The organism is Bradyrhizobium sp. AUGA SZCCT0283, assembly GCF_018130385.1.
GTDB lineage: Bacteria > Pseudomonadota > Alphaproteobacteria > Rhizobiales > Xanthobacteraceae > Bradyrhizobium.
Genome location: NZ_JAFCLU010000003.1, coordinates 280,279 through 302,500, shown reverse-complemented (window position 1 = coordinate 302,500; position 22,222 = coordinate 280,279). Strand labels below are relative to the sequence as shown.

The 22,222-nt window shown below is 63.0% G+C and carries 20 protein-coding genes, 1 tRNA gene and 1 pseudogene (1 of these 22 cut by a window edge); 5 read left to right on the top strand and 17 right to left on the bottom strand.

Annotated elements, in window-relative coordinates; all coding sequences use genetic code 11:
* Positions 1-136, top strand: partial view of a hypothetical protein gene (locus tag JQ624_RS06920; RefSeq protein ID WP_212418096.1) — the 3' end only. The gene continues 473 nt to the left of window position 1, outside the view; 136 of the gene's 609 nt are visible here — the last part of the coding sequence; the start codon falls outside the window, past its left edge; it ends in the stop codon at positions 134-136.
* 133 nt (positions 137-269) lie between these two features.
* Here JQ624_RS06920 and JQ624_RS06915 read toward each other — a convergent pair whose 3' ends face one another.
* The 4 genes from JQ624_RS06915 to JQ624_RS06900 form a co-directional block, all read right to left on the bottom strand.
* The gene (locus tag JQ624_RS06915) at positions 270-1,358 is read right to left on the bottom strand and encodes a TRAP transporter substrate-binding protein (protein ID WP_212418095.1); all 1,089 of its coding nucleotides are present in this window, start codon (positions 1,356-1,358) and stop codon (positions 270-272) included.
* A 433-nt stretch (positions 1,359-1,791) separates the two neighbouring features.
* Positions 1,792-3,105, bottom strand: coding sequence for an NAD(P)H-dependent oxidoreductase (locus tag JQ624_RS06910; RefSeq protein ID WP_212418094.1), 1,314 nt, complete (start codon positions 3,103-3,105; stop codon positions 1,792-1,794).
* 182 nt (positions 3,106-3,287) lie between these two features.
* Complete coding sequence (locus JQ624_RS06905; RefSeq protein WP_212418093.1) at positions 3,288-4,088, bottom strand: phytanoyl-CoA dioxygenase family protein; 801 nt, start codon at positions 4,086-4,088, stop codon at positions 3,288-3,290.
* A 159-nt stretch (positions 4,089-4,247) separates the two neighbouring features.
* Positions 4,248-4,922, bottom strand: a complete 675-nt coding sequence (locus JQ624_RS06900; RefSeq protein ID WP_212418092.1) for a GntR family transcriptional regulator — start codon at positions 4,920-4,922, stop codon at positions 4,248-4,250.
* Positions 4,923-5,060: 138 nt separating this feature from the next.
* On the opposite strand from JQ624_RS06900, the gene JQ624_RS06895 reads away from it, so the two are divergent.
* Both JQ624_RS06895 and JQ624_RS06890 read left to right on the top strand, forming a co-directional pair.
* A complete protein-coding gene (locus tag JQ624_RS06895) occupies positions 5,061-5,873 on the top strand; it encodes a class I SAM-dependent methyltransferase (protein ID WP_212418091.1) in 813 nt (270 codons plus the stop codon).
* A 219-nt stretch (positions 5,874-6,092) separates the two neighbouring features.
* Positions 6,093-7,826, top strand: coding sequence for an adenylate/guanylate cyclase domain-containing protein (locus JQ624_RS06890; RefSeq protein WP_212418090.1), 1,734 nt, complete (start codon positions 6,093-6,095; stop codon positions 7,824-7,826).
* A gap of 15 nt (positions 7,827-7,841) precedes the next feature.
* On the opposite strand, the gene JQ624_RS06885 is transcribed toward JQ624_RS06890, so the two are convergent.
* On the bottom strand, positions 7,842-8,666 hold the full coding sequence (locus JQ624_RS06885; protein WP_212418089.1) for an alpha/beta fold hydrolase: 825 nt from the start codon (positions 8,664-8,666) through the stop codon (positions 7,842-7,844).
* A gap of 5 nt (positions 8,667-8,671) precedes the next feature.
* Positions 8,672-9,496: an alpha/beta fold hydrolase gene (locus tag JQ624_RS06880; RefSeq protein WP_212418088.1), complete on the bottom strand. Its 825-nt coding sequence runs from the start codon at positions 9,494-9,496 to the stop codon at positions 8,672-8,674.
* Positions 9,497-9,683: 187 nt separating this feature from the next.
* On the opposite strand from JQ624_RS06880, the gene JQ624_RS06875 reads away from it, so the two are divergent.
* Positions 9,684-10,226, top strand: a complete 543-nt coding sequence (locus tag JQ624_RS06875; RefSeq protein ID WP_212418087.1) for a methylated-DNA--[protein]-cysteine S-methyltransferase — start codon at positions 9,684-9,686, stop codon at positions 10,224-10,226.
* Positions 10,227-10,330: 104 nt separating this feature from the next.
* Here the strand turns inward: JQ624_RS06875 and JQ624_RS06870 are convergent, their stop codons facing one another.
* The 10 genes and pseudogenes from JQ624_RS06870 to JQ624_RS06825 form a co-directional block, all read right to left on the bottom strand.
* On the bottom strand, positions 10,331-11,134 hold the full coding sequence (locus JQ624_RS06870; RefSeq protein WP_212418086.1) for an enoyl-CoA hydratase/isomerase family protein: 804 nt from the start codon (positions 11,132-11,134) through the stop codon (positions 10,331-10,333).
* Positions 11,131-12,000, bottom strand: a complete 870-nt coding sequence (locus JQ624_RS06865; protein ID WP_212418085.1) for an MBL fold metallo-hydrolase — start codon at positions 11,998-12,000, stop codon at positions 11,131-11,133. Before JQ624_RS06865 ends, JQ624_RS06870 begins: the two co-directional genes overlap by 4 nt.
* A 16-nt stretch (positions 12,001-12,016) precedes the next feature.
* Positions 12,017-13,213: a serine hydrolase gene (locus tag JQ624_RS06860; RefSeq protein ID WP_249129470.1), complete on the bottom strand. Its 1,197-nt coding sequence runs from the start codon at positions 13,211-13,213 to the stop codon at positions 12,017-12,019.
* A 23-nt stretch (positions 13,214-13,236) separates the two neighbouring features.
* The gene (locus JQ624_RS06855) at positions 13,237-13,851 is read right to left on the bottom strand and encodes a glutathione S-transferase family protein (RefSeq protein ID WP_212418084.1); all 615 of its coding nucleotides are present in this window, start codon (positions 13,849-13,851) and stop codon (positions 13,237-13,239) included.
* Positions 13,852-14,012: 161 nt separating this feature from the next.
* Positions 14,013-14,855: a fumarylacetoacetate hydrolase family protein gene (locus JQ624_RS06850; protein WP_212418083.1), complete on the bottom strand. Its 843-nt coding sequence runs from the start codon at positions 14,853-14,855 to the stop codon at positions 14,013-14,015.
* A 223-nt stretch (positions 14,856-15,078) separates the two neighbouring features.
* Positions 15,079-15,927 (bottom strand): MBL fold metallo-hydrolase, encoded by an 849-nt coding sequence (locus JQ624_RS06845; protein WP_212418082.1) that lies wholly within the window; start codon positions 15,925-15,927, stop codon positions 15,079-15,081.
* A 41-nt stretch (positions 15,928-15,968) separates the two neighbouring features.
* Positions 15,969-16,958: an NADPH:quinone reductase gene (locus tag JQ624_RS06840; protein WP_212418081.1), complete on the bottom strand. Its 990-nt coding sequence runs from the start codon at positions 16,956-16,958 to the stop codon at positions 15,969-15,971.
* The gene (locus tag JQ624_RS06835; RefSeq protein WP_212418080.1) at positions 16,955-17,740 is read right to left on the bottom strand and encodes an SDR family oxidoreductase; all 786 of its coding nucleotides are present in this window, start codon (positions 17,738-17,740) and stop codon (positions 16,955-16,957) included. Before JQ624_RS06835 ends, JQ624_RS06840 begins: the two co-directional genes overlap by 4 nt.
* 296 nt (positions 17,741-18,036) lie before the next feature.
* Positions 18,037-19,644: a GMC family oxidoreductase gene (locus tag JQ624_RS06830; RefSeq protein ID WP_212418079.1), complete on the bottom strand. Its 1,608-nt coding sequence runs from the start codon at positions 19,642-19,644 to the stop codon at positions 18,037-18,039.
* A 176-nt stretch (positions 19,645-19,820) separates the two neighbouring features.
* Positions 19,821-21,253: pseudogene (locus JQ624_RS06825) on the bottom strand (aldehyde dehydrogenase family protein).
* A 293-nt stretch (positions 21,254-21,546) separates the two neighbouring features.
* Between JQ624_RS06825 and JQ624_RS06820 the strand changes: the two are divergent.
* Positions 21,547-21,623, top strand: a tRNA-Met gene (locus JQ624_RS06820).
* A gap of 106 nt (positions 21,624-21,729) precedes the next feature.
* On the opposite strand, the gene JQ624_RS06815 is transcribed toward JQ624_RS06820, so the two are convergent.
* Positions 21,730-22,203, bottom strand: coding sequence for a helix-turn-helix domain-containing protein (locus tag JQ624_RS06815; RefSeq protein WP_212418078.1), 474 nt, complete (start codon positions 22,201-22,203; stop codon positions 21,730-21,732).
* Between the last annotated feature and the right edge of the window lie 19 nt (positions 22,204-22,222).

Here is a 22,222-nt window from a genome sequence, read left to right as displayed (position 1 = left end):
CAAGAAGGCGGCGCTCGCCGATCTCAACGAGGCGCTGAAGTCGCCGCCGCCGCAGATCGAGAACAAGGGCAACATCGATCTCGTGGCGAAATATTACGACAAGCTCGCCGAGGCGCTCGGCGAAGCCGAGGAATAGCCCGAAGCGTTTTCAAGCGAAGTGGACACCGGGCTCGCGTGAAGAAAGCGCGTCAAAAATAGAAAGCCACCCGTTCAGCGAAGAAGCCCCGGAGAAATCTCCGGGGCTTCCTTTTTGTCCGCGATCGTGCGCCTCAGGTGCGGGTACGCATCCGCATCATGAAGCTGTCGTAGCTCAATTCAGCGACCTGATTCCAGGCCAGCGATTCGTTACGGAACGCCGCCAGGCTCGTATACATCTTGTTGAAGTGCGGATTGCTCTTGGACAGATCTGCATAGATGCCGTTGGCGGCAGTATAGCAGGCCTCCAGGACTTCCTGCGGGAACGGCCTCAGGATGGCGCCCGCCGCCAGCAGCCGCTTCAGCGCCGGCGGATTGACGTGGTCGTATTTGCCGGTGACCCAGGTGAACGTATCGTAGGACGCGGTCTCGATCGCGGCCTGATAATGCTTCGGCAGGGCGTTGAACTTCTCGAGGTTCATGATGTTGTGGCCCTGGCCGGTGCCTTCCCACCAACCCGGATAGTAGTAGTACTTCGCCACCTTCACGAAGCCGAGCTTCTCGTCGTCGTAGGGGCCGACCCACTCGGCCGCGTCGATGGTGCCCTTTTCCAGCGCCGGATAGATGTCGCCACCCGCGATCTGCTGCGGCACGCCGCCGACCTTGGCGATGATGGTCCCTGCGAAACCGCCGACGCGGAATTTCAAGCCCTTGAAATCCTCCATCGACTTGATCTCCTTCCGGAACCAGCCGCCCATCTGGGCGCCGGTAGAGCCGGTCGGCACGCCGACGCAGCCATATTCCTTCAGCAGGTCGTTGAGCATGTCCATGCCGCCGCCGAAACGCAGCCAGGAAATATGCGAGCGCGTGTTGAGGCCGAACGGCAGCGACGTGCCGAAGGTGAAGGCCGGGTTCTTGCCCCAGTAGTAATAGAGCGCGGTGTTGCCCATCTCGACGGTGCCGTTCGAAACGGCGTCGAGCACCTGCAGGCCGGGCACGATTTCACCGGCGGCAAATGCCTGAATCTGGAATTTGTTGTCAGTGATTTCCGCGACACGCTTGGCGAAATATTCGCAGCCGCCATACAGCGTATCGAGCGCCTTCGGCCAGCTTGCCGTATATCGCCACTTTATCTCCGGGTTCGATTGCGCAATCGCAGGTGCTGCAACCGCACTCGCGGCGAGACCGACGCCGCCTACCTTCAAGAAATCACGACGTTTCATTTGCTTCCTTCCCCTCTGTTTTTGCCGTTACCGACCAAGGGACAACGATCTGATGTCGTCTTCTCTGGTTTACCGATGGCCGGTGCTGGACTGTTGTTTAGGAATGTGGGCCCTGAAACCAAGGCTCTTGGTTTTTCGAATGCAATCAATTTCCCGGCTTTGTGGACCTGCGGGCAGGATGACGAATTAGTGATTGATAATCAAGGGTTCTGCTTCGGCCGCAGTTGCGAAGAACTGCCTGAATATCGGGCGATTGAGCCGTTTCCACCCGACGAAAGACTAAGACGGCGAGCGATGCGTGGGTGCACGGCAAACCAGCCGGAAATGCCGCATTGCGGTAATTCCATCGCGCGAGTGCCCGCGACGGCTGAACCTGCGTGCGCAGGGCGATGAAATTTCCTGCTGCAGTCCGGCGCCAATGCGCGTCGCGCGATCATCGTCGCGCGGAGAATGCCGCTTCCATCGCCCGGCGCGTCTTGACGGTGTCGTTGTTTTCGTCGACCTCGACATCGCTCCAGCGCACCACCGCGCCATGCGCAACGTCGCTCTTCAGCTTGACGCGATGGGCAAGTCCGATCGGCAGCGCGCCGGCGGAGAGACTTTTCGATGCCGGCATCAGTCTGCCCCACACCGTGTAGCCGCCTTCGCCATCGAGCATTTCGCCGGCGCGCAGATCGCGCTTTGCAACCGCCGCGACGTCGCCGCGAAAATCATGTGGCTGCCCTGTCGGCTCGTTGCGCAGCGCAGCCGACAGGATGGAAATGTTCAGCTCGAGCCCGATCAGGTGATACGGCTTGTACATCGCCGCATATCGGCCTGACGCATCGGTCTTCAGCCCATATTGCTTGAAGCAATCGGCGGCATAATCGTTCGGCGCTTCCAGCACGACATATACACCCCAGCGCAGGTCCCTGAACACAGGGCGGCCGTCGCGTTCGAGCGACGAGACGACTTCCGCGAGGCCGGCCTTCTCCAGCACGCCGCCCTTGTCGTGTGGCCGCATCACGTGCGGCAAATCGTCGACGCCGCAGGGCGGAAACAGCAATCCCTCCGACGGCACGTCGAGTCCGCAAGCGTTGGCGATCGCCGCCATCTCGATCGCGGATTTGGTGCCGTCCAGAAACGAGTTGAACATCTGCGGGTTCATGCCGGCCGATTGCGCTTCGCCGGCCGTCAGTCCGTAATGGCTCCAGACGCCATCCGGCGTTACGTCGTGATAGGCCGGCAGATATTTGGTGCCCTTGCCGGCGGCGACGACGCGAAAGCCCGTGGCGCGCGCCCAGTCCACCATCTCGGCGGTCAGCGCCGGCTGGTCGCCATAGGCCAGCGAATAGACCACGCCGGCCTTGCGTGCTTCCTCGGCGAGCAGCGGTCCGGCCAGCACGTCGGCCTCGACGTTGACCATGACGACATGCTTGCCCGCCGCAATCGCTGCGCGGGCATGACGGATACCGACGGCAGGATTGCCGGTCGCCTCCACCACGACGTCCATTGCGCCGCCGGCAATCGCGCGCACGCCGTCGTCGGTGAAGGCGGTTCGCGCGATCCGCTCTGCATCCCAGCCGACGGTGCGGCACGCGTCGCGGGCGCGGTCGCGATCGAGATCGACGATGACCGGCACTTCAAGCCCCGGCGTATGCGGCACCTGCGACAGGAACATCGAGCCGAATTTGCCGGCGCCGATCAGTGCGACGCGAACCGGCTTGCCGGCCGCCAGGCGGGCGTTGAGGAGGCGATGAAGGTTCATGGGAATATCCCAACAGGTAGCCGTGCTGCGATGATTGTTCCGTCATGCCGGGCAAAAGCGCGAAGCGCGTCTTCGCGCTAGATGTCCCGGCCATCCACGTCTTTTCCGCGCGCGGCATCACAACACGTGGATGCCCGGGACAAGCCCGGGCATGACGACTCACTTGGTTCAGCGCGCGTAAGCTACTCCGCCGCCTGGCGATGCGCACGCGCCAATCGCAGCAGCGCATCGTCTTCCACCGTCTGGATCGGCGTGAAATCGCGATGGGCGATATATTCCGGCCGCGTCGGGTTGCGGATGTAGTTCGAAACCGCATTCAGCGTCAGATAGACGATCTTGCGCGGATAGGGCGTGATGTTGCCGCTCGATCCGTGCACCAGATTGCCATGGAACATCAGCATGCCGCCGGCCTTGCCGGTGGGTGCGACGATGCCGCCTTCCTTTACCAGCCGCGTGACCGTCTCCTCATCCAGCGTCCACAGCGGATAGGAGGTCGTTTCGAGATCGTGCGAGGCCTTGAGGTCGCCGGCATGCTGGCTCTTCGGCACCAGCATCAGGGGTCCGTTGATCGGCATCACCTCGTCAAGGAAGATCGCGATGTTCATCGCGCGCGGCTCGGGCATGCCGTCGTCGCGCTTCCAGGTGCCGTAATCCTGGTGCCATTGCCAGACGTCGCCGGTGAAGGCGGCTTTGGCGTTGATCTTGAACTGGTGCATGTAGAGTTTTTCGCCAAAAATCTGCTCGATCGGCTCGATCATGCGCGGATGCGCGCCGAGAACGCCGAACGCTTCGTTATAGAGATGCGCGGCAAAGGCGGTGCGCGGCGCGCCGCTCTTCTCGCGCCACACCTCGGGCCGGTTGGCGTCGTAGATGGCTTCGGCCTCGCGCGCGAGATAGGCCACTTCCTCGGGGCTGAACAGCTCGGGCAGAAACAGCCAGCCTTCGCGGTTGAAGAATTCGATCTGCTGCGGCGTCAGTTTCATGGCGTTCTCTCCTGTGGTTTTTTTGTTCGTCATGGCCGGACATAGCCGTCTGAAGGACGGCGTCGCTTCCGCTCGCCTATGCCCGGCCATCCACGTACTTTTTTCTCAGCGTGAAAGAAGGACGTGGATGCCCGGCACGAGGCCGGGCATGACGGATGTTTATGCGGCCCTATCGGTCGCCCTCAATCTCTCCTCAGTCATTCGTCCGGCGGTCTGCGCATGCGCCAGCGCCGCGGCCTCCGCCGCCTTCGCATTGCCGGCGAAAATCTCCGCGGCGATCGTCTCGTGTTCAGTCCAGGCGCTTTCGCGGTAATCGAGCTCGGCCAATACCGTCGCCATCGAGCGGCGCATATGCGGCCATTGCGGCGCAATCATTTCCTCGATCGCGGGATTGCCCGCGAGGCGATAGATCGCGCTGTGAAAATCAACGTCGAGCGCGATCAGCCGCGCCAGCGGCGTATTTTTATCAATGGTTCGCCCCGCTTGCAGCGCGACCTCGAGCCGCGCGCGACCCGTAGCGTCGATCCTGGTTCGCGTGGCTGCGAGCTTTGCTGCCAGTGCGTCGACAGCGCCGCGCACCTCGTAGAGCTGGCGGATGCGCTCCGGGTCGAGCCGGGTGACTTCAAAGCCGCGGCGGCCGCTTTCGGCGACAAGCCCCTGCCGGTGCAGCAAATGCAGCGCGTGGGACACCGGCTGGCGCGATACGCCGAGCTTTTCCGCCAATTCGTTCTGCCGGATGCGATGCCCGGGCGGCAGCGAACGGTCGGTGATCGCCTCGAGGATCCGGGCATAGACCTGCTCAATCAGGTTGGGGAGCGGTTCTAACGGGATCATGCCGGCCGTCCAATTTGGAATACGGAATTCAGAATTCAAAATTAGCGACTGACCCGAGCTCAGTCAAGGGGGCTGGGACCGGGCTGTCGCGGCGGGCGCGTGGGGGTATGCTTCGCCAGGGGCGATCGGAGGTCTGCCATGAGCAGCGACGCAGCCGGCTTCATTGGCAATATCCCGCAATACTACGATGAGGGCCTCGGCCCGATCATCTTCGCCGACTATGCCGCTGATATCGCAAGACGCGCCGCCGCCGGGCGCCCGGCGCGGGTGCTCGAAACCGCCGCCGGCACCGGCATCGTCACCCGGAAATTGCGTGACGCATTGCCTGGTGACACGCAGTTGACCGCGACCGATCTCAACCCGCCGATGCTCGATATGGCACGCGCCAAGTTTGGGCCCGGCGAACAGGTCGGCTTCCAGCCTGCCGATGCGATCGCGCTTCCCTTTGCCGATCAAAGCTTCGACGCCGTGGTCTGTCAGTTCGGCGTGATGTTCTTTCCCGACAAGGCAAAGTCCTTTTCCGAGGCCTATCGCGTTCTGGCCCCGGGCGGCCGCTATCTGCTCAGCGTCTGGGATTCACATCGCTACAATCCGTTTGGCCGCATCGCGCATGAGGTGGCGGCGCGCTTCTTCCCGGCCGATCCGCCGCAGTTTTACAGCGTGCCGTTCTCCTGCCACCAGATCGACCCGATCAAGGAGTTGCTGATTGCGGCAGGCTTCGGCGATGTCGGCATTGCGGTGATCAGGCAGGAGCGGGAGCTCCCTGACGTCGCGCACTTCGCGCGTGCGGCGGTCTTTGGAAACCCGCTGATCGATCAGATCCGGGCGCGCGGCGGCGTCGATCCGGAACGCGTCGTTGATGCGCTGGAGCAGGAATTTCGCCGCGAATTTGGCGGCAATCCCGGCCGGATGCCAATCCAGGCGATCGTGTTCTCCGCAGCGAGACGATGAGGACCGGGGCCTACGCGATCGATCAAAGAAGATGGCAAGCGCGGGCGGAGGGGCCCCGGGCCCCCATCCCCATGACTATTCGCAATTTTAACGCGCCGGATCGTGCTTAATTCACCGGCGCGCGCTAAACAACAAGCCGCGCCCGGATCGGCCGGGCTTTCGCTTGTGTGGCTTTCATCCCGATTCCAGATCATGTCCGTAGCTCTAGAATATGCATCCATGCTGCGACCGACCATCCGAAAGCGAATCCTTGGCATCGCGCTCGGTCTGATCTTCCTGATGGCGATCACGGCGGCGCTGTCGACGGTGATGACGCGCAAGATTGCCCATCAGCTCGATGAACTGACAACAAAATACGTCGAAGCATATGGGCATCTGGCGCGGATGAATGTCCGCTCGCTGGAGCAGGCGGTGGTGGTCCGCCGGATGGTGGTCGCCAAGATACAGACGCCGCCGGACGAGACCGCCTTTGCAAATCAGCAAACCGTCTATGAGGCGAAAGGCAGGGAGCTTGATCAGGAGGCGCAAGCCGCACGCGCCCTGATCATTGCGATCATTGATGATCCCACCACCGTCTCCGACGACGCCAAGCTCGGGCGGATCGAGAATCGAATCGAAACCGTAACTAGCGACCTTCGCCGTTATCTGGACGAAGAGAACACACGGATGTGGCCGCTGCTCGAAGCCGGCAACATGGTGGAAGTCCGGGCCAGTCTTGTTCGGGCTGACGCGCTCCGCGACGAATTCAATCGCAAGATCGAGGAAATCCGTCAGGACATGATGGCGCAGGTTCGCAGCGATGCCGCTGTGACGATGCGGGATCAGCAGCGCGCGATCATCGTCTCCGCAATCGTGACGACGCTTGCGGCCGTTCTTGGACTGACGTTCGCGCTCTTCGTTTCTACCGGCATTACCCGCCCGGTCCGGCGGCTCCTGGACGGCACCCGCGCCGTCGAAGCCGGCCGGCTCGACGGATCGATCGATGTCACCACGCGCGACGAGATCGGCCAGTTGACGGCCGCCTTCAACAACATGGTCGAACAATTGCGCCACAAGGAGCGGCTGCGCGAAACCTTCGGCCGGTATGTCGATCCGCGGGTCGTCGAAGGCTTGATCGACCCACAGTCGCTGGCCGCGAGTAACGGCGAGCGGCGGGTGATGACGGTGCTGTTCTGCGACATGAAGGGGTTTACCAGCCTGAGCGAGGGCATGACGCCGCAAGGCCTCGTCAAGGTGATGAACCATTACCTGTCGACCATGTCGGGGCCGATCCGCAGCCATCGCGGCATCATCGACAAATATATCGGCGACGCGATCATGGCCTATTGGGGACCTCCGTTTACCGAGCATAGCGAGCAGGCACGGCTGGCCTGCCTTGCCGCCGTCGAGATGGCGGATCGTGGCAAGGCGTTGCGAACCGAGCTGCCCGAATTGCTCGGCGTGCGCGCCGTGCCGAGCGATTGCGAGGTCCGCATCGGCATCGCAACCGGCGAGGTGCTGGTCGGCAGCATCGGCTCGGAATTCCTGATGAGCTACACGGTCATGGGCGACGCGGTGAATCTGGCGTCACGCCTGGAGAACGCCAACAAGTTCTATGGCAGTCATTCGCTGGCTTCGGAAGCTGCGATCATGGCGGCCGGCGACGCGGTTGAATCGCGCGAGGTCGATCGGTTGACGGTCGTTGGCCAGACCCAACCGGAAGCCGTATTCGAAATCATCGGGCGCGCGGGTGAGTTGACCGAGCCGCAACGGATGCTGTTGGCGCGGTACGCCGAGGGACTGGCTGCCTATCGGGCGCGCCACTGGGATGAGGCGCGTCAGGCTTTTCAGGCGGCGCTCGAGGCGGTCCCCGGCGATGGGCCGTCGATGGCGATGGCCCAACGTGTCGAGAAGTTTCAGGCCAACCCGCCGCCCGCTGATTGGGATGGCTCCTGGCGGCTGGATCAGAAGTAACGCGCCGCGGCGCGGTCAGGCCTTCAGAAACTCCAGCACCACGTCGCAAAATTGCTGCGGCGCCTGTTCGAACATCCAGTGCCGTGTGCCCGGGATCACCACAGTCTTTGCGCCCGGAATATGTTCGGCCAGCACGCGCCATATCACCGCCAGCGCGCCCTTGGTGTCGCCACCACCGACCAACAAGGTCGGGGTCCTGATCGATTCCGCTTCGCTTTTGGTAAACGGCTTGCGGTACTCATTGACCTGGCCGAGCAGCGTATAGATGTTGTCGCGCAATTGCTGCCGCGCCGCCGCCGGCCATCGCGTCCACGCGCCTTCGCCATCGATCCCGTCGACGAAGAGTGCGAGCGCACCGTCGATGTCGCCGTTTCGCACCATCTCGGCTGCGACCGGAACGCGCGGACCCAGCGGCACGGGGCCGGGAGGCGGACTGGCCGGCTGCAGCGATGGTTCGAGATCGCCGCCCGGCTCGGCAAGAATGGCCTTGCGCAACAGATCCGGCCGCGCCTGCGCCACACGGAATCCGATGTGGCCGCCGCGGGAATGGCCCAGTAGATCGACCGGCCCGGCATTCAGTTTCTCGATAAAGCCGATCACATCCGCGACATGCTGCGCCATCAGATAGTCATTGCCGATGCCGTCCCAATGCTCCGGAAAGAACCGCCGCAGGCTTAGCGCCACCACGCGATGCTTTTTCGCGAGCGGTCCGAGCACGGCGTTCCAGGTGCGGAAATCGCCCAGCGTGCCGTGGACGAGAACCAGCGGCGGGCTGTCGGCAGTGCCTCTGCCGACATCGAGATAGGCCATGTCGTAGCCGTTGACGCCCAACGTCTGCATGTCGGTCAATCCTCTGCGAGATAAGCGAGTACGATCTCGCAATATTTCTGCGGCGCCTGCTCGAACATCGGATGCGTGGTGCCGGGGATCATCGCGGTGCGCGAGCCCTTGACGTTGGCGGCCAGCGTATTCAGTACCTGCCGCAGCGTGCCCTTGGTATTGGCGCCGCCGATGAACAGTGTCGGCGTTTTGATTGCCTCCGCGTCCGCTTTGGAGAACGGCGGGCGCTGGTCGCGCATCTGCCCGATCAGCGTTATGGCATTGTCGCTCAGCAACCGCTTCGGCGTGGCCGGCAAGCGCTTCCAGGCGCCGGGGCCTTCCAGCGCATCCATGAAGAGTTGCAGCCCGCCGTCGATATCGCCCTTCGCAATCAACTCTGCAGAAGCCGCGATCCGCATGGCCAGCGGCGAGGGGCCGGGCTTGTAGGCGGGATCGAGGGTGGCGTCGAGTTCGCCGCCGGGTTCGGCCAGGATGAGCTTGCGCAACAAGTCGGGCCGCCGTTGCGCGACGCGAAAGCAGATATGTCCGCCGCGGGAATGGCCCATCAGGTCGACCGGTCTGGTATCGAGCTTCTCGATGAAGCCGATCACGTCGTCGACATGCTGCGCGATCGAATAGGTGTCGCCGACACCGTCCCATTGGTCGGGGAAGAAATGCCGGAGTGAAGGCGCAATCACCTGGTGCTTGCGCGTCAGCGGTCCCAGCACCGACGACCAGATCCGGAAATCGCACAGCGAGCCATGCACGCACACCAGCGGCGGGGCATCGTCGGCGCTTTGGCCGACATCGAGATAGGCCATGTCATAGCCGTTGACGTTTATTGTTTGCATGGGATCTCGTGAGGTGGGGTGAGACCAAAGGCCATTGAAGGGCGCTGGCGAGAACCCCAGATCATCGGAAGTTGTTCATGCCGTCAAGTTCCCTCAGGTTTCGGGTGGATAGCAATAATCTCCAAGCCTAGATTTGGGTCCAGAAGGAAGCTGGGGTGGCATTGAACAGGAGACTATGGAGCCAGCCATGATCGGGCATCATTTTACGATATTTGACACCGCGATCGGCCGCTGCGGCATCGTCTGGGGCGAGCGCGGCATCACCTCGGTGCAGCTGCCGATGGGCGATGAGAAGAAGACCCGTACCCGTCTGCAACAGCGCCATCACGATCTCATCGAGGCTGAGCCGCCCGCGAAGGTGCAGGCCGCGATCGAAGGGATCAAAGAGCTGCTCGAAGGCAAGCCGAACGACCTCGCCGATGTCGTGCTCGATCTCGACGGCGTTCCCGAATTCAATCGCGGCGTCTACGACATCGCGCGCACGATTCCGCCGGGCAAGACCATGACCTATGGCGATATCGCCAAAAGACTCGGTGGCGTCGAGCTGTCGCGCGACGTCGGTCAGGCGCTGGGTCGCAACCCCTGTCCGATCGTGGTGCCGTGCCACCGCGTGCTGGCGGCGGGCAACAAGCCTGGCGGCTTTTCCGCCAATGGCGGGGTGGTGACGAAATTGAAGATGCTGGCGATCGAAGGCGCGGCCGTGAATCACACGCCGAGCCTGTTCGACTGAGGGTTTCGGTTCTGATTGAATCAGAGCCGAAACCCTGGATTCTTGTTTTGACGCGTTTTCTTCACGCGAACCGGCATCCACTTCGCTTGAAAACGCTATCGGTTTCACCGGCCCTTGAAGTTCGGCGTCCGCTTCTCGTTGAAGGCCAGGACGCCCTCGCGGCGGTCCTCGGTCGGGACCATGCGGTTATAGGCCTCGATCTCGAGCGCGAGGCCATCCCGCAGCGACAGTTGCAGGCCGCGATGGATCGACAGCTTTGCCTGGCGGACGGAGATCGGGGCATTGCGGGCGATGCGTGACGCGGTCGCCAGCGCCGCCGGCAACAGTTCGGATAGCGGAAAGACCTCGTTCACGAGACCCCAGGCGTGGGCTTCGCTTGCGGTAAAGGGCTTGCCGGTCAGGATCAGTTCCTTGGCGCGGCGCTCGCCGACGGCCCGCGGCAGGGTCTGCGTACCGCCGCCGCCCGGCATGATGCCGAGCGTCACTTCGGTGAGCGCAAAACGCGCGCCCTCTGCCGCATAGAGAAAATCGCAGCAGCCTGCGATCTCGCAGCCGCCGCCATAGGCGGCGCCGTTGACCGCGCCGATGATCGGGACCGGGCAGTCGATCAGCGCCCGCACCATGCGCTCGAAGATGACGTGCTGGCGCGTCCACGCCTCGTCCGTCATGCCGCGGCGCTCCTTCAGGTCGCCGCCGGCGCAGAACGCCTTGTCGCCGGTGCCGGTCAGGACGATGCAGCGCAGGCTTTCCGGGTCGAGCGCTGCATCCTCGAAATAGCGAACGAGGTCGCGGCCCATCTGGGTGTTGAGCGCGTTGGAGGCATCCGGCCGATTGAGCCTGATGATCGTCACATGCTCGTCGACCGGCTCGACCGAAAGCGTCTCGAAGGTGGGCGGGTTTGAGCTCATATCGCCTCGCAGGAAAATCCGTTGCCCTTGCGCCGGATCTTTCCGACCGAAGGCGAAGGGAAATGCGCGGTGCAGCACAGCGTGTCGGTGTCGCAATAGCGCTCCAGGAAGCCGCGCCGCGTCGCGGCCGATTGCGCCGGATCGACGTCGGGTTTGAAGGAGAGTTCGGGATAGCGCGCCTGCAGCGGCGAGTGCATCAGGTCGCCGGACACGGCGGCTGCATCCTTGCCGCGGCCGAAAGCGAACGCGACATGGCCGGGGGTATGGCCTGGCGTTGGCAGGATGCGCACGTGATCGCCGAGTTCATGATCGTTGCCGACGATCTCGGATCGCCCGGCCTCGACCACGGGCAGCACGCTGTCGACGAAGGTCGGCACCGAGGCCTTCGCGTGCTGCTCGGTCCAGTAGTCGAACTCGGTCTTGCCGAACACGTAACGCGCGTTCGGGAACGTCGGTACCCAGCGGCCGTTTTGCAGCCGCGTGTTCCAGCCGACGTGATCCGAATGCAGATGCGTGCACATCACGAAATCGATGTCGTCGACGGATAATCCCGCCGCGGCCAGCGTGCGCATATAGGTGTCGTCGGTCTTCATATTCCACTTCGGAAATCTTGGCCGCGGCTTGTCGTTGCCGATGCAGCTATCGATCAGGATGGTGTGATGCGGTGTCTTCACCACATAGGACTGGAAGCACAGGATCAGCACGTCCTTGTCGTCGAGCGCGCCGGCCTTTTGCATCCACGCTCGGTTCTCCGCCAGCAGTTCCGGCGTCAGGCCCGGCAGCATTTCCAGTGCCGGCAGGAAGGTGGTTTCCTGTTCGATGATGCGGTGGATGGTGAGATCGCCGACGGTGAATTTGAGGCTCATGTTTTTCCCGGCTTGATTATCGCGTGTCGTTGTCCCTGACGCAGGGAATGATGAAGTTGGCGAGGATATCGAGCGCGGCATTTCCCTGCCGGGGGCTGCCATAAAGCCCTGAAGTCGTCACCATCACAAGGTCGAGTTCGGGGATGATGAATATCCGCTGGCCGCCGAGCCCCTGCGCCGCAATCCACTTCACGTCCTTGTCGCCGGATAGCGTGCGACCCATCCACCATTGCTGCCCGTAATAGAACAGCCCACCGAAAAAGCCGATCGCCTGGAAGCGCGGCGTGACCGATTGCTCGATCCATTTCGCCGAGACAATTTCCCGGCCGCCCCACGCGCCCTTGTTGAGCACGAGCTGGCCGATTTTTGCGGCGTCGCGCGGGCGCAAGCGAAGACCCGCGGCCGACGAAATATGCTCGTTCCGGTACTTCATCCATTCCCAGTCCGAGATGCCCAGCGGTGCGAACAGCGCCTCCCGCGCGAACGCCTCCAGTGACTTGCCCGATACCCGCTCGATGACGTTGCCGAGCAGGTCCGTTCCACCGCTATTGTAATTCCAGATGGAGTCCGGAGGTGCCGCGATCGGCTTCGACAGGACATAGCGGAACGGGTCGGCCTCGATGCTGAGTTGCCGTTCGTCATTTTGCGGATCGGCCCAGGGGCGGTTCTGATCCCACTGCATGCCCGACGACATGGTCAGAAGGTGACGGAGGGTAATGTTGTCCCAGCCCGGCGTTTTCAGCGCCGAGTAGTCCGGAAAGAATTTGAGGATGGGGTCATCCACGGTCTTGATCAGTTCGCGATCGATCGCAATCCCCACCAGCAGCGAAGTCACGCTTTTCGAAACCGACCGCATGTCGTGCTTGGTGGTTACGTCGAACTCGTGCGGTCCCCTGGCCATTCCCCAGAACTCGTCATGGCCACTGAAGTATTGCTCGAACACCAGTCTGCCATGGCGCGCGATCACCACGGCATGCACGTTGGCATTGGTGGCCGCAAGCCGTGCCGCGATGCCGCACAGGCGTGAGCCATCGAGGCTGACGCTCTCCGGTGTCGCGGTCGGCCAGCCATCGTTGAGTGATGTAGGGCTTCCGCAGGCGAGATTGCGCTGACCGATGGCCAATTGTTGGGTCTGCGCGGCAGCAGCAGATGCCGCGAGCATGAAGAGAGCGGCAAGACCGAGGCGCCGCAATTTTTGGCCACCCTCGCGCATGCCGCTATCTCCATTCCCTTATGTTACGCCGGCGGCGGCACCGAGATTTTCACCGACGGCCGCTCCAGCATTTTTTGATGGAAGGCGTCCAGCTTCGGATAGGCCTTGCGCCAGCCGCAATCGGCAAAGCGAAAATCGGCATAGCCGAGCACGCAAACAAGGCCGATCTGCGCAATATTGAACGGCCCGGACAACACGTCGGGCTTGTTCTCGAAGCGCGCCATGCCGGTCCAGGCGCGGTTCCAGTGATCGTCCGACCACGCCTTCCACCGCAGCGGCTCCGGCCGCACCATGGCTTCGTAGCGGCACAGCAGCATGGAATCGAGCATGCCCTGCAGCAGGGAATGGTCGCTCTTGACCTTCCATCGCTCGGGGCCGGAGGCGGGGATCAATTTTCCGCCGCCGGCGAGTTCGTCGAGGTACTCGACGATGACATAGGAATCGAGGATCACGTCGCCATTGTCGAGGATCAGCACCGGCAGCTTCTTCAGCGGCGTGATCTTCGAATATTCTTCGTTAGCCTGACCCGGCGCGACGGTCGCGGGAATGAATTCGATCCGGTCGATCAGGCCGGTCTCGATCGCGGCGATGCGGACTTTTCGGGCGAACGGCGAGGCGGGAGAGAAGGTGAGTTTCATGCTGGGAGTTTCCCTGGAAGGTTTCTTCTTGTTGTGCCGATCATTAACGACCACTCGATGTCATCATCCGCGAAGGCGGATGATCCAGTACTCCGCGGCCGTTCGGTTTACTGACCAACGCCGCGGCGTACTGGATACCCCGCCTTCGCGGGGTATGACGTCTAGGCCGCGATGATTTCCTGGCGCTGCTCGCCGAGACCGTCGATGCCAAGCGTAACGACGTCGCCGACATTGAGGAAGGTCGGCGGCTTCATACCGAGGCCGACGCCGGGCGGGGTGCCGGTGGTGACAATGTCGCCGGGCAACAGCGTCATGAACTGCGAAACATAGGAAATGCACTTCGCCATCGAGAAGATCATGGTCGAGGTGTTGCCGGTCTGGCGGCGCTGGCCGTTGACATCGAGCCACATGCCGAGCTTCTGCACGTCAGGGATTTCGTCTTTGGTCACCAGCCACGGGCCGACCGGCCCGAAGGTGTCGTGCGACTTGCCCTTGGTCCACTGGCCGCCGCGCTCCTGCTGAAAGTTGCGCTCGGAGACGTCGTTGCAGACGCAATAGCCGGCGACGTGGTTCAGCGCGTCGGTTTCCGAGACATACTTGGCGCGGGTTCCGATGATGGCGGCGATCTCGACCTCCCAGTCGAGTTTGGTGGAGCCGCGCGGCTTTTCGACGGCGTCGTTCGGGCCCGACAGCGAGGTGTTTGCCTTGATGAAAAAGATCGGCTCGGTCGGGATCGGAGATCCTGTCTCCTTGGCGTGGTCGCTGTAGTTCAACCCGATCGCGACGAATTTCGAGATGCCGGTGACCGGCGCGCCGAAGCGCTGTTTGCCGTCGACGGCGGGAAGCTTGGAGGTATCCAGCGCGGCGAGCTTGGCGAGGGAGGCCGGCGAATAGGCCTCGCCGTCGAGGTCCCTGACGTGGGCCGAAAGATCGCGCAACTGGCCGGATTTGTCGATCAGGCCGGGCTTTTCCGCGCCCCTGGCGCCGTAACGAACAAGCTTCATTTTGTCACTCCCTGCGGGGTTATCAGGCTTATTGGTGGTATACCTCGGCAAGCTTCATGGAACAGCGGGGCGGGAAATTCAACTGCCGACCTGCCTTGGCCTGTCACATACCAGACCCTCATCCTGAGGAGGCCGCGGCGCGGCCGTCTCGAAGGATGTGGCCCGAGTGGGGGCCTCATGGTTCGAGACGGCGCTTTGCGCCTCCTCACCATGAGGGACGAGATCATCCCACGGGGATAAACCGGAAGGCATCGCCGTCGCGCTTCATGTGACCGGCGCTGAAGTGCCCGCCGATCACCAGCGTCGGCGTGTCGGCAAAGCGCGAGAACAGCTCCCTCCGCGTTACCGCGGACTGCCGGGGATCGGAATCCGCCGTCGACGACCAGTCGAGATGGGCCATCTGGCAGGGATGGTGGGCGACGTCCCCCGTCAGCAGGCCTTCCTCACCATCCGATTTGATGTGGACGCTCATATGGCCCGGGCTGTGGCCGGGTGTCGGGATCAGGGTGATTTCGTCCGCAAGCTGCGCGTCGCTGGCGACAAGATCGGCCTTGCCGGCGTCGGTGATCGGCTTCACGGAATCGCTGAATACGGCCGCCCTGTCCGGCGCGTCGCTGTGGTCGCGCCAGTGTTCATATTCGGTCTTGCCGAACAGGTATCGCGCGTTGGTGAAGGTCGGCACCCACTTGCCGCCTTCCAATCGGGTGTTCCACCCGACATGGTCGACATGCAGATGCGTGCACAGCACGGTATCGATGCTGTCGGGCGGAAAGCCCGCCGCCGTCAGCCTGTCGAGGAACGGATCGTTGCGGTTGTTCCACGTCGGCACGTTGCGGCCCTGCTTGTCATTGCCGAGCCCGGTATCGACGATGATCCGGCGTGACGGGGTTTCGACCAGCAGTGAGTGGATCAACATTTTGAGCCGGCCTTCGGCGGTCGCAAAATCAGGGGTCAGCCAGGGCAGTTTCCGGATTTCCTCATGGGTCGCGAGCGGCAGGATGAAACGGGTGCTGCCGACCGTCTCCGTTTCGACGATCCTGGTGATCCTGACCCTGCCCACGGTCCAATGCATCCGGCGTTCCCCATATTGTTATTCTCACTCCGGCTTCCGATTCACCGCGCGCAGTCAACGATGACCGTGCCGAGCTTGTCGCCTTTCTCCACCGCAAGATGCGCCTGCGCGGTGTCCGAGAGCGCAAACTGCGCCGCGACGTTGTGAATGCGCGGGCCCGCCGCCAGCCACTTTGAAATGTCCGCCTGGGCTGCTGCCAATAGCGGCGGTGGCAGCGCGAACAGCACCAGCGCGCGAAGCGCGATGCATTTTTCCATCAATTCGCGCATCGGCACCACGGGCGTGCGATTGCCGTTGGTGGCGTAGACCGCGATGGTCGAATTCATGCCCATCAGTTTCAGCGTGGTGTCGATATTGCCGCCGAAATCGACATCGACGACGCGGTCGACGCCACGCTGCCCGGTGAAGGCCATCGTTTTGGCGACGACATCTTCGCTTCTGTAGTTGATGACGAGGTCGGCGCCCGCAAGCCGCGCCTGCTCGGCCTTGGCCGCCGAACTGACGGTCGCGATCACCTTGGCGCCACCCCATTTGGCGAGTTGCACGGCGTAGTGACCGACCGCGCCCGCGCCGCCGGTGACGAGCACCGTCTGTCCCACGATCGGCCCGTCGCAATAGAGGCAGGTCCACGCCGTCATGGCGGGGATGCCGAGGGTCGCGCCTTCCGCAAACGACAGATTATCCGGCAGCGGCGTCACCAGATGTTCGGCGAGCGCAATGTATTCAGCCGCCGTGCCGAAGGCGCGGCCGTTGCGCTGGCCGTTGAACAGCCAGACGCGCTGACCGGCCCTGAGGCGCGTGACGCCGTCGCCGACCTGGTCGATAATGCCAGCACCGTCGCTGTTGGGAATGACGCGCGGATATTCCATCGGCCGGTAGCCGCCACCACGGCGGCCGACATCGGCGGGATTGACGCCGGATGCCTCCAGCCGCACGCGCACCTCGCCTGGGCCGGCCACCGGCGTCGGCATCTCGCCATAGGTCAGCACCTCGGGCGCGGGGCCCGTTCGCTCGTACCAGACCGCCTTCATAGCGTGCCCGGAAACGCGCCGCCGTCGAGCAGGAGGTTCTGCCCGGTGATGAAGCCGGCCTTGGCACCGCACAGGAACGCGCAGGCATAGCCGAATTCTTCGGGGTCGCCGAACCGTCCCGCCGGATTGAGCTTGGCGCGCTCGGCGAGCAACTGATCCACGGTAATGCCGCGCTTCTCGGCGTCGACCTTCGCCACCGGTCCGCGCAGGCGGTCGGTATCGAACGGGCCCGGCAGCAACGCATTGATGGTGACGTTGTTGATGACGGTCTTGCGCGCAATCCCGGCGACGAATCCGGTGAGGCCGGCGCGCGCGCCGTTGGACAGGCCCAGCACCTCGATCGGCGCCTTTACCGCGGCCGAGGTGATGTTGACGATACGGCCGAATTTCCGGGCCATCATCCCGTCCACCGTCGCCTTGATCAGCTCGATCGGCGTCAGCATGTTGGCGTCGATCGCCTTGATCCAGTCGTCGCGGGTCCAGTTCCGGAAATCGCCGGGGGGCGGGCCGCCGGCATTGTTGACGAGAATATCCGGTTCGGGGCAGGCTTTCAGCGCGGCCTCGCGCCCGGCCGGCGTGGTGATGTCACCGGCGACTTCCGTGACGGTGACGCCGGGATTGGCTTTGCGGATTTCATCGGCGGTTTTTTTCAACGCTTCCGCGCCGCGTGCGGTCAGCGTGACATGTACGCCTTCATTGGCCAGCGCCATGGCGCAGGCGCGGCCCAGGCCCTTGCTCGATGCGCAGACGATAGCGCGGCGGCCTTTGATCCCAAGATCCACTGTTTCTCTCCCGTTGTGTCAGGTGATGTTCTTGTAGTCCGATGCGGCCACTCTAGCCAAGTCGAGCGGTCCTGATAAGCCGCCGAGGCCCGCCGATAATGCATATTGCGATCCCGGAAACCGGCTGTGTCAAGCCGTGGGGATGCGTGCTCCGCTCCCTCCACGTCATTGCGAGCCAACGGGTCGCGCGAATGCGCGCCCGATGACAGGCTCCGCGAAGCAATCCATCTCACGGCATAACGGATGGATTGCTTCGTCGCTGCGCACCTCGCAATGACGGCGCAACTGTCGCCGGCTCAACCCGCCCGCATCTCCGCCTTGATCATGTCGGCGGCCTTCTCGCCGATCATGATGGTCGGCGCATTGGTGTTGCCGCCGATCAGCGTCGGCATGATCGAGGCATCGACCACCCGCAATCCTTCGACGCCGTACACTTTCAGCTTCGGATCGACCACGGCCATGGGATCGTTGATGCCCATCTTGGCGGTGCCGACCGGGTGATAGACGGTGTCGACGCGGGCACGCAAGAGGTTGCGGATGTCATCATCGCTATGCACGCCTTCCGTGAACATCTCCTTCTTCTGCAACGCGCGCAACGCCGGCGTCTCCATCAGCCGCCGCGTGGTCTTGAAGCCCGCAACCATGGTTTCCAGATCGTCAGGATCGCCGAAGAAGTTCGGGTCGATCACCGGTGCGGCGAAGGGATCGGCGCTGCCGATCGTGACCTCGCCGCGGCTCTTCGGCCGCAGCAGGCAGACGTGGCAGGTAAAGCCGGTGCCGCGATGGCGCTTGCGGCCGTGATCGTCGGCCAGCGCCATGCCGAAATGGAGCTGGATATCGGGGATGTCGAGATCGGGCCTTGTTTTCAGGAAGCCGCCGCATTCGGCGAAATTGGACGTCATCGGCCCGGTGCGGTCGCGGCGATACTGGCGAATCGCCCGCAACAGCCGCGGCAGCGCCTTGAGCGAAATGCCGTTGAAATTGGGATTGTCGGACATGTAGCCGAACACGAAGTCCGGATGATCCTGCAGGTTCTGTCCGACGCCGGGCAAATGATGCACGGTGGCGATGCCGTGCTTGCCAAGCACGGCGCTGTCGCCGATGCCCGACAGCATCAGCAGCTGCGGGGTCTGGAACGCGCCGGAGGACACGATCACCTCGCGCCGGGCGCGGATCTGCTTTACTTCCTTGCCCTGGCGGTATTCGACGCCGACCGCGCGTTTGCCTTCGAACAGGATGCGGGTGGCATGGGCATGGGTCTCGACGCGCAGATTGGCGCGGCTTCCCATATGCGGGTGGATGTAGGCGCGCGCGGCGCTGCAGCGCTCACCGTTCTTCTGCGTCAGTTGATAGATGCCGAGGCCTTCGTGCTCGTCGGCATTAAAATCCTCGCGCAGGCGGAACTGCGCTTCCTGTGCGGCCTGCAGGAAGATCTGCTGTACCGGATTGCCGGTACGCGACTTGTTGACGGCGAGCGGGCCGCCCTTGCCGTGATATTCGCCGTCGAAATCGGAATTGTCTTCGGCGCGCTTGAAGTAGGGCAGCACGTCGGCGAACGACCAGCCGGCATTGCCGAGCGAGGCCCATTGATCGTAGTCGGCGCGGTGGCCGCGGATATAGACCATCGCGTTAATCGCCGATGAGCCGCCGAGCCCCTTGCCGCGCGGCTGATAGCCGATGCGGCCGTTGAGGCCTTTCTGCGGCACGGTGTTGAAGGCCCAGTTGTTGACGTTGCCGGCGACCATCAGCACGAGTGCGAACGGTGTCGTGACCACCCAATTGTCGTTCCTGCCGCCGGCGTCCAGCACCGCCACCGAAATGTTCGGATCCTCCGACAGCCGCCCCGCCACCGTGCAGCCGCCCGAGCCGCCGCCCACCACCACGAAGTCGAATATGTCTGTCACGTATGTTTCCCCTCATCTTGTTTGTTATTTCGTCATTGCCTGCGACAAACGCGAAGCGTTTGTGCAAGGGAGCGAAGCGACGAAGCAATCCATCGTTCCGCCGTGGCGCTATGGATTGCTTCCGCCTTCGCTCTTCGAGCTACGGCGGACAAGCCGCTTCGCTCGCAATGACGGCCCTACGACAGAAATCGCATCAATTTCTCCAGCCGCGCGATCTTGCTGCCATAGGGCGGATAGAGATCGGCGAGCCGGTTGAACGGCGAGCGATAGAACACCGGCTTCAGCTTGGTCATCGTCCGAAACCCCCATTCGCCGTGGTAGGCGCCGGAGCCGGACGCGCCGACGCCGCCCATCGGCTGATTGATCTGCGCGAAATGAAACAGGCAATCGTTGACCGTGACTCCGCCTGACACGGTACGCGAAAGCACCTCGTCGCGCGCGGCATTGTCGGTGCCAAACCAGTACAGCGCCAGTGGCCGGTCATGTGCGTTGATGTAGCGATCGACTCGGCGGCATTCCGGTAGCCCATGACCGGCAACAGCGGCCCGAAAATTTCCTCCTGCATGACCGCCATGTCGGAGGTCGCGCCGACGATGATCGTCGGCGGGAATTTGCGTTTTTGTTTCCACAGGGGATCACCTGATGCCGCCGCCTGCATGATCCGCGCGCCTTTTGCGCGGGCATCCGCTAGCAGCCCCTCCAGCCGCGCATAATGCCGGTCCGAGACGATCGAAGTGTAGTCGGTATTGTCGGGGTCGGTACCGAACATGCGCTGCATGTGTCCCTGCAGGCGTTCGGCGAAATCCTTCAGCGAGGCTTCCGGCACCAATGCATAATCCGGCGCGATGCAGGTCTGGCCGGCGTTGAGCAGCTTTCCGTAGGCGATGCGCTGGGCGGCCTGGTCGATGTCGGCGGAGTGGTCGACGATGGCGGGCGACTTGCCGCCGAGCTCCAGTGTGACCGGCGTCAGGTTGCGGCCGGCGGCTTCCGCGACCAGCCGGCCGACGCGGGTCGATCCCGTGAACACGAGGTGATCGAACGGCAGCGCGGCAAAAGCCTTGGCGATTTCCTCCTCGATGCCGGTCACGATCAACTCGGTCGCGGCGAACTTGCCGGCGATGACCTCCTGCAGCAGCGCGGAGAAGCGCGGCACCAGTTCGCTCGGCTTGATCATGACGCGGTTGCCCGCGGCGAGCGCGGCTACCGCCGGCGCCAGCGTCAGCTGCAGCGGGTAATTCCACGGCGCAATGATGCCGACAACACCGAGCGGCTGCGGGATAAGGCGATTCCTGGCCGGCGCAAATTGCAGCGTGGTCGAAATGCGCTGCGGCGCCATCCATTTCTTCAGATGCCGGGCAGCGTGCCTGATTTCGCCGAGCACCAGCATGGTTTCGGCGATCACGGTCTCGGTGGTGCTGCGATGGCCGAAATCCGCCGAGATCGCCGCCTCGAACCTGGTCTCGTTTTCGGTTATCGCCGCCCGCAACCGCTTCAGCCGGTCGAGACGCAGCTCAAGCGCAGGCGCTGGCTCAGCGCGCGACAGCTCGAACAGGCGGTGAAAGGCGTCCTCCAAGGCTTGCTGCCTCGGGCTCTTCAGGGACTGGTCCATGGCGTTTCCGGTCGGTCTTTGCCTCAAAACTCCGCTTTTGCGGCGTTTATGGCAAGAGCGGTTCCGAAAAGGGTTTTTCGCGGCTCAAACCCTCGTTTTTGCTGTCATAAAATCCTCAAAAGCAGCGCCTTGCCCCTTTCCAAAGCAGGGCGACGTTGATACATACCCCTCGCACCCGATGGCTTTGCCCGGGTTGCCTTCTCAGGAAGCCTCCGGACGGGATCGATCGGCGCCGAATACGCGTTGGCCGGTTTACTTCCGGTCCGGTTTTCGAAGGCAGTGCAACGGTTTAACGCGGGGTGGAGCAGCCCGGTAGCTCGTCAGGCTCATAACCTGAAGGTCATAGGTTCAAATCCTATCCCCGCAACCAAATCGGGCCTCTGATATCAGAGGCGCTCGAAAGCCGCCCTCGGAAGGGCGGCTTTCTTTTTTTGAGCAGATGTCAGGCTTCGTCGTGCCGTAGCAGGTCTGTCGTTTCAGGCGGACGCCGCCCCGGCCTTGGGTGCCCCAGGTCCCGGGTGGGTGTGCACCTGCTTGGCTTCGAGAGGTTCGCCGCACTCCGAACAGATCATCACCGGATCGAACAGCTTCCCGCAATTCTTGTGTTCGTGCAGCAGCGGGCGGCCGCGCTCGTCCACCATGTGCATATCGCCCCAGTGCACGATCGACATTACCACCGGATACAGATCAAGGCCGCGCTGCGTCAGGATGTATTCGTAGCGCGCCGGGCTTTCCTGGTAACGGGCGCGCCGCAGCACGCCGTAGCGGACGAATTTCTTCAGCCGGTCCGCCAGCAAGTGCCGGGTAATGCCGAGCTTCGATTGAAATTCCTCGAAGCGGCGTACCCGAAGAAAGCACTCGCGGAGAATCAAGAGGCTCCACCGGTCGCCGATGACCGCAACCGTCCGCGCCAGCGAGCATGGCTCCTCTTCAAGCGTGTCCCAGCGCATCCCGTTCTCCGGCATTGAT

Coding starts and splice junctions, on each gene's coding strand:
- JQ624_RS06915 (WP_212418095.1), bottom strand. CDS start 1,358: ATGAAACGTCGTGATTTCTTGAAGGTAGGCGGCGTCGGTCTCGCCGCG.
- JQ624_RS06910 (WP_212418094.1), bottom strand. CDS start 3,105: ATGAACCTTCATCGCCTCCTCAACGCCCGCCTGGCGGCCGGCAAGCCG.
- JQ624_RS06905 (WP_212418093.1), bottom strand. CDS start 4,088: ATGAAACTGACGCCGCAGCAGATCGAATTCTTCAACCGCGAAGGCTGG.
- JQ624_RS06900 (WP_212418092.1), bottom strand. CDS start 4,922: ATGATCCCGTTAGAACCGCTCCCCAACCTGATTGAGCAGGTCTATGCC.
- JQ624_RS06895 (WP_212418091.1), top strand. CDS start 5,061: ATGAGCAGCGACGCAGCCGGCTTCATTGGCAATATCCCGCAATACTAC.
- JQ624_RS06890 (WP_212418090.1), top strand. CDS start 6,093: ATGCTGCGACCGACCATCCGAAAGCGAATCCTTGGCATCGCGCTCGGT.
- JQ624_RS06885 (WP_212418089.1), bottom strand. CDS start 8,666: ATGCAGACGTTGGGCGTCAACGGCTACGACATGGCCTATCTCGATGTC.
- JQ624_RS06880 (WP_212418088.1), bottom strand. CDS start 9,496: ATGCAAACAATAAACGTCAACGGCTATGACATGGCCTATCTCGATGTC.
- JQ624_RS06875 (WP_212418087.1), top strand. CDS start 9,684: ATGATCGGGCATCATTTTACGATATTTGACACCGCGATCGGCCGCTGC.
- JQ624_RS06870 (WP_212418086.1), bottom strand. CDS start 11,134: ATGAGCTCAAACCCGCCCACCTTCGAGACGCTTTCGGTCGAGCCGGTC.
- JQ624_RS06865 (WP_212418085.1), bottom strand. CDS start 12,000: ATGAGCCTCAAATTCACCGTCGGCGATCTCACCATCCACCGCATCATC.
- JQ624_RS06860 (WP_249129470.1), bottom strand. CDS start 13,213: ATGCGCGAGGGTGGCCAAAAATTGCGGCGCCTCGGTCTTGCCGCTCTC.
- JQ624_RS06855 (WP_212418084.1), bottom strand. CDS start 13,851: ATGAAACTCACCTTCTCTCCCGCCTCGCCGTTCGCCCGAAAAGTCCGC.
- JQ624_RS06850 (WP_212418083.1), bottom strand. CDS start 14,855: ATGAAGCTTGTTCGTTACGGCGCCAGGGGCGCGGAAAAGCCCGGCCTG.
- JQ624_RS06845 (WP_212418082.1), bottom strand. CDS start 15,927: ATGCATTGGACCGTGGGCAGGGTCAGGATCACCAGGATCGTCGAAACG.
- JQ624_RS06840 (WP_212418081.1), bottom strand. CDS start 16,958: ATGAAGGCGGTCTGGTACGAGCGAACGGGCCCCGCGCCCGAGGTGCTG.
- JQ624_RS06815 (WP_212418078.1), bottom strand. CDS start 22,203: ATGCGCTGGGACACGCTTGAAGAGGAGCCATGCTCGCTGGCGCGGACG.